Source organism: Marinobacter sp., from assembly GCF_039977835.1.
In the GTDB taxonomy this organism is placed as follows: Bacteria; Pseudomonadota; Gammaproteobacteria; order Pseudomonadales; family Oleiphilaceae; genus Marinobacter.
The window spans coordinates 1-3,480 of the sequence record NZ_JBDWCL010000041.1 but is presented as its reverse complement, the minus strand read 5'-3'; the positions used below and the strand labels follow the sequence as shown (position 1 = coordinate 3,480).

At 54.9% G+C, this 3,480-nt stretch carries 3 protein-coding genes and 1 pseudogene; 1 reads left to right on the top strand and 3 read right to left on the bottom strand.

Annotated features, from left to right (window positions below):
- Window positions 1-634: 634 nt before the first annotated feature.
- Window positions 635-1,291, bottom strand: a complete 657-nt coding sequence (locus tag ABJM11_RS12080; RefSeq protein WP_348293556.1) for a TetR/AcrR family transcriptional regulator — start codon at window positions 1,289-1,291, stop codon at window positions 635-637.
- A 57-nt stretch (window positions 1,292-1,348) separates the two neighbouring features.
- On the opposite strand from ABJM11_RS12080, the pseudogene ABJM11_RS12075 reads away from it, so the two are divergent.
- Window positions 1,349-1,582 (top strand): annotated as a pseudogene (locus tag ABJM11_RS12075) (transposase); the annotation flags it as partial.
- Window positions 1,583-2,015: 433 nt separating this feature from the next.
- Here the strand turns inward: ABJM11_RS12075 and ABJM11_RS12070 are convergent.
- Both ABJM11_RS12070 and ABJM11_RS12065 read right to left on the bottom strand, forming a co-directional pair.
- Window positions 2,016-3,218, bottom strand: coding sequence for an IS110 family transposase (locus ABJM11_RS12070; protein WP_348293555.1), 1,203 nt, complete (start codon window positions 3,216-3,218; stop codon window positions 2,016-2,018).
- Between the two features lie 81 nt (window positions 3,219-3,299).
- Window positions 3,300-3,480, bottom strand: a 181-nt coding sequence (locus tag ABJM11_RS12065; protein ID WP_348293553.1) for a hypothetical protein, incomplete at its 5' end; no start/stop codon positions are given.

Genomic DNA, 3,480 nt, shown 5'->3' with positions numbered 1-3,480 from the left:
CATTAAAGACTACCTGGCAAGATACAACGACGATCCCAAACCTTTTATCTGGCGCAAAACAGCGGATCAAATCATTGCATCAATCGCTCGTCTTTCCGATAAGCTGAATAATAAGACGAACTTTTGTTAAGGCACACTAGGGAGACTCTGAATAAGTCATTGGATCAAAGCACTACGGGCGCGGAAGCATGCCAATGTATCCACGGTGGCGTTGGCAAACAAAACGGCACGGATGGCTTGGGCGCTGGTTCGCCATGACATGGAATTTGATTCAAGGCTCGCAGCAGCAGCGCTATAAATTGAGAAGGAACCACTCCGGCAAACTTTAAGGAGAAGACCACCACGATTGCAGAGCAGTTTGATTGATGGCGACCAGGTAGAACCGATGCTGGGAAACCCCCTACCGGACGAGGAGCCCACAAGCTCGTGTAAGCGTTTGGGAACCAGCATGCGAATAGCCCATCAGGGTCCGATGCTCATATACAGGGCATCATTATAGAGACCGGATACACGTAGGCAGTCGTACCTTATCGTGATCAAACAGAGTGCTTGAGTCCATACACGTCCGGTAATCCCATCTTGAGCCAGGCGCTGCCACCGTCAGGATAGACATGATGTTTTGACCTGCCCGTTCTCAACGATCGTGGGTTATTGTTGAGGACGGGCAGGTCAAAACATCATGTCTAGTGACACCAGCGGAGGTCGAGTGCCCACTAATTCCGTTGAAAATCATTTTACAGCAATCCTTGGCGAGGCGCTCGACGGATTTCACCTCTGCGTCGAACCATTCTACGGACCAATTGAGGGCGCCTATCAAAAATAATCGCAGCAGCCCAAGATCAACATAAGGGGCGATATCACCGGCTTTTTGTGCCTGTTCTAAGAGGTCTTGCCAATATTCACCATACTCACGCCGCACCTTGAGCACCCGTTGGCGAATATCCAATGACACGAAAGAGTAATTCAAAATATGAGCCGACGTATAGTTCCCATGCATTAACAGAGCATACAAGTGTGCCGTGATCGCAGTTTCGATGCGTTGCTGAAAGCTGACCTCCTCCCCGAGCATCTCAACCCTTTCCTTGACGCTCTGGTGAACGACCTCAATCCCAATCCTCAGAACCTCCTCCACAAGCGCATCCTTGGATTCAAAATAATAATAGATGCTTGCCGTACGTATATTGGTTTCTTCGGCGAGCTCCCGAAGGCTGGTCGCGGCCAACCCTTTGTGAGTAAGCCAATGTGCTGCAGCGTCAAGAATGCGCTTCCGTGTTCGTTCTGATTTCTTCAAATACAATACCTCCACTCAATATCCGAATTGAGCCTGTATTAACCTGGATTTCCTAAAATGGTACCTGAAAAACTGACCTTCACGCCACTGTTTCGCCACCAGATTGAAGCCGACTTCTCTGGAGGCCACATCACATCCGATGCCGGTCTGTTGCTCTTGCGAGAAATCGACAAACAGCATCGCCTCACTCAACGCCTGGCCTCCGTTCTTGATGATCCACGGAACCCGGAGCTGGTTCGCCACGAGCTGGAGATCATGAGCCGACAGCGAGTGTTTGGTGTGGCGGCCGGGGATCGGTTGAGAGCTTAAAGGCCTCCAGGCGATGAGGCTTTAAGGAAGGTCTGAATAACCGCTGATTTTGTCGATCCTGGTTTCAGCCGGTAAAAAATCGAAGATTCAGACACCGATATGTTTTGACCTGTCAAATGGTTGCACAATGTTCGTTGTTACACCTCCGGTTAAGCACGTTGGGTCAGAGCACGGCCAGGCAGTTTGCGACGGTGGATCATACTGATATACGTGGATTGGTTACCGACCTGACTTCACTACGTCGCGGAGCTGGCCTTTCTCTAGTAGCAGGGATCAGCGACCGGAACCGCCTTTGGGCGGATTCCCGGCCACTGCCGGTTTAGTGTCCTCAAGGGTTCTCCACACCGGCCTGACCCTGCCCTGACTCAACGTGCCTCTTCACCTCATCCTATGCCTGTTGCTGGTTTTTGAGGGTTCATCCGGCGTTCGCGGCACTGCGAACCTTCGGCATTTCTTCCCGGACGACTGCCCAGATAAAGCCTGCCAGTTCCCTTGCAATCGCCACACATACCAGCTTGCTGTTCTTGCCCGCCTGGATGAGATCCCGGTAGCGACCGCAAAGCCGTTTCTGGGCCTGCCAGGCGATCCTCTTCGTGGCCTCTGACGCTGGGGCCGCTTTACGCTTGAGGTGTTTCGTCTGGCGCGCCGGGAAGCGGTAACTCCAGGCTGACTCGACCAGCATCCGCCGGGCATGACCATTGCTCGTGAGCGTGATGCCGCCCTGGCGACGTCTCCCGCCACTGCTGTGTTCGCTTGGTACCAGTCCCAGAAATGCCATAAGCTGGCGGGGCGAGTCGAAGCGGGAGATATCCCCCAGTTCGGCCAGCAATACCATGGCCGCAAGTGTGTCGATCCCCCGTAGCGCGACCAGAGCCTCCACCACCGGTGCCAGGGACCACTGCGCCAACGCCCGTTCCATCTGTGCCCTTAGATCCGCCACTCGCTGCGTCGCCGCCTTCACCGCATCGACATACTCCTGCAGTACCACCTGCTGCCAGTCGTGCGTAAATTTCAGCGACTCCAGCCATGTGTAGTGGGCCTGCGTCCAGCGCTTCTTGCCCGCGGGCCAAGCGTGACCGTGACGCAGCACAAAAGCGCTCAGTTGCTGGCGGGCCTTGCGTTCCTGGACTTTCATATCACCACGAGCACGAGTCAGATCCCGCATCGCTTCCTGCTCCGGGCCGGGCACCCAGACCGGCGTCAGATCGCCGCTGCGCGCAAGGCGGGCCAGCTTCAATGCATCCCGGCGGTCAGTCTTGATCCGCTCCGCTGCCGCTTTCGGAATGCGCGACGGCGCCACCACTTCACAAATATGTCCGGTACCGGCGAGCTGGTGATACAGGCCATAGCCACAGGGCCCCGCCTCATACACAAACTGTAAGACACCACCACCAAACCGCTCACTCAGGCGACGCACAAGCTTATCAATCGATTTCGGGCGGTTGGCAATCTCACCTTCGGAGCGGGGCTCCTGCCGACCAGGTTCGGCCACCGCCACCGCAATCGTTTCCTTGTGGACGTCCAGGCCCACATACGCGGCGTAACATTCCTGCGCGGGTAGTTCCAGCCTCGCTGCAACAGTATCGATTCGGGACGCTTCTGGTTTAAACTCATTCATGACCTGCCCTCCTCAAAGTGGCTCTGCTGTTGGTTTCTTTCCGTCCTCAACAATAACCCACGATCGTTGAGGACGGGCAGGTCAAAACATCATGTCTATTTTCCCGTTATTTGTGTGTTTTTTGCCTGTTTCCCGCCATTTTGGCGGAAAACAGGCGCACTGGCCCTGCGCCAGCATGTATTTTTCACCAATCAGCAGGTTGCTGAACGCGGCTAGCAAATGCAGCCGGTTGTTGTTCTTGGCAAGGCCGCGATAGCGGACT

Coding starts and splice junctions, on each gene's coding strand:
- ABJM11_RS12070 (WP_348293555.1), bottom strand. CDS start 3,218: ATGAATGAGTTTAAACCAGAAGCGTCCCGAATCGATACTGTTGCAGCG.